Annotated in this window: 1 protein-coding gene; it reads left to right on the plus strand. The window is 49.5% G+C overall.

Features of this window, described 5'->3' with window-relative positions; genetic code table 11:
* The coding region (locus tag B3O33_RS12020) for a xanthine dehydrogenase family protein molybdopterin-binding subunit (RefSeq protein WP_292363687.1) at window positions 1–2,022 on the plus strand (2,022 nt) is incomplete at both ends.

Raw genomic sequence — 2,022 nt, forward strand, 5'->3', positions numbered from 1 at the left:
ACGCCCAAATATGGTCGTGATGCGATGCCAAATGGCTGGGTGGATAATCCCTTGGTATTTGTGGCAATTGCGGAGGACGGTACGGTCACGATCGTCTGTCATCGTGCAGAAATGGGGCAGGGCGTGCGGACCAGCTTACCGATGGTGGTGGCTGATGAACTGGAAGCCGACTGGGATCGGGTAAAGGTCATCCAGGCGCCCGGTGATGAGGAACGCTATGGTAATCAGGATACGGATGGCTCCCGCAGCGTCAGACACTTCTTTATGCCGATGCGAAATGTCGGAGCCGCCGCCAGAATGATGCTGGAAGCTGCCGCCGCCGCACATTGGGGGGTTGGGGTAGATGAAGTATTTGCTGAAAATCATCAGATCAAACATCAATCCTCTGGCAAAACTATCGGTTACGGTGAACTTGCCAAAGCGGCAGCGGCGTTGGATGTGCCTGAACGTGAAAAACTGCAGTTAAAACCAGCGGATAAGTTTCGCTATATCGGTAAGCAATCCACCAAGTTGATTGACGGTGAAGATATTGTTACTGGCAAGGCTATATACGGTATTGATGTTCAGGTTGACGGTATGGTGCATGCGGTGATTGCCCGCCCTCCCGTCTATGGTGGCAAGGTAAAGTCATTTGATGACTCTGAGACGATGAAAGTCCCGGGCGTTATTAAGGTAGTGACACTGGAAGGCAGTCCACCGCCAGCAGTTTTTAATCCTCTTGGTGGCATTGCCGTCATTGCTGCAAATACTTGGGCAGCCATGCAGGGCCGTGAAAAACTGAAAATCGAGTGGGAACATGGCGAAAATGCCAGCTATAACACTGATGAATACCGTCAGCAGATGCTTAAATCCGCTTCATCTTCCGGCGGCAAAGTGTTGCGCAGCAGTGGTGATGTGAGCAAAGCATTAGAAACCGCTGATAAAACCTTCAAGGCAGATTATTACATCCCGCATTTATCGCAGGCACCGATGGAGCCACCGGTTGCCACTGCAAGAATTCAGAATGGAAAATGTGAAGTCTGGGCCCCGACTCAGGCGCCCCAAGCCAGTAAAGACACAGTCGCTAAATGGCTGGATATATCTTCTGATGATGTCACCGTTCATGTCACATTGCTGGGTGGTGGTTTTGGCCGTAAATCCAAGCCCGATTATCTGGTCGAAGCGGCCTTGCTTTCCAAAGCAATGGATGGGCGTGCTGTACAGGTCACCTGGAGTCGCGAAGACGATTTACATAATGGCTACCTGCACACGGTTTCGATTGAACATCTTGAAGCGGCAGTAAATGCTGATGGTAAAACCACAGGTTGGTTACATCGCACTGTGGCGCCGTCAATTTCTTCGACTTTTGATGCGTCTTCCGTGCATCAGATGCCCATTGAGCTGGGCATGGGGGTGATGAATATTCCCTTTGCCATTGATAATATTCAACTGGAAAATCCTGCCGCTAAAGCGCATACCCGTATTGGCTGGTTCCGATCGGTGGCCAATATTCCGCGCGCCTTTGCTATCCAATCGTTTATTGCGGAAATGGCTGATGAATTAGGACAAGACCATAAAGCCTTTTTATTGGATCTGATTGGCCCTGCTCGAAAAATTGATCCGGTTGAATTAAAAGATGAGTGGAACTACGGCGAATCACCAGAGGAGTATCCGCTGGATACGGGAAGATTACGCCGTGTTGTGGAGGCGGTTTGTGAAAAGGCCAACTGGGGACGTGATTTACCTGCAGGCAGAGGCCTTGGACTGGCGACCCATTACAGTTTTGTCACCTATACTGCGGCAATTGTTGAAGTAGAAGTCTCTGAGGATGGCGACTTAACCATTCCACGAATCGATATTGCTGTAGATTGTGGGCCACAAGTAAATCCGGAGCGAATACGTTCACAAATGGAAGGTGCCTGCATCATGGGTATCAGCCTGGCGATGGTAGGTGAAATCAGTTTTAAAGATGGTGGTACTGAAATAGGTAAATTTAACAATAGCTCTAGTGATTTTGCGATGGAAGCTGGAGTACAAGATAAA

This window comes from Methylophaga sp. UBA1464, assembly GCF_002325665.1.
Classification (GTDB): domain Bacteria; phylum Pseudomonadota; class Gammaproteobacteria; order Nitrosococcales; family Methylophagaceae; genus Methylophaga.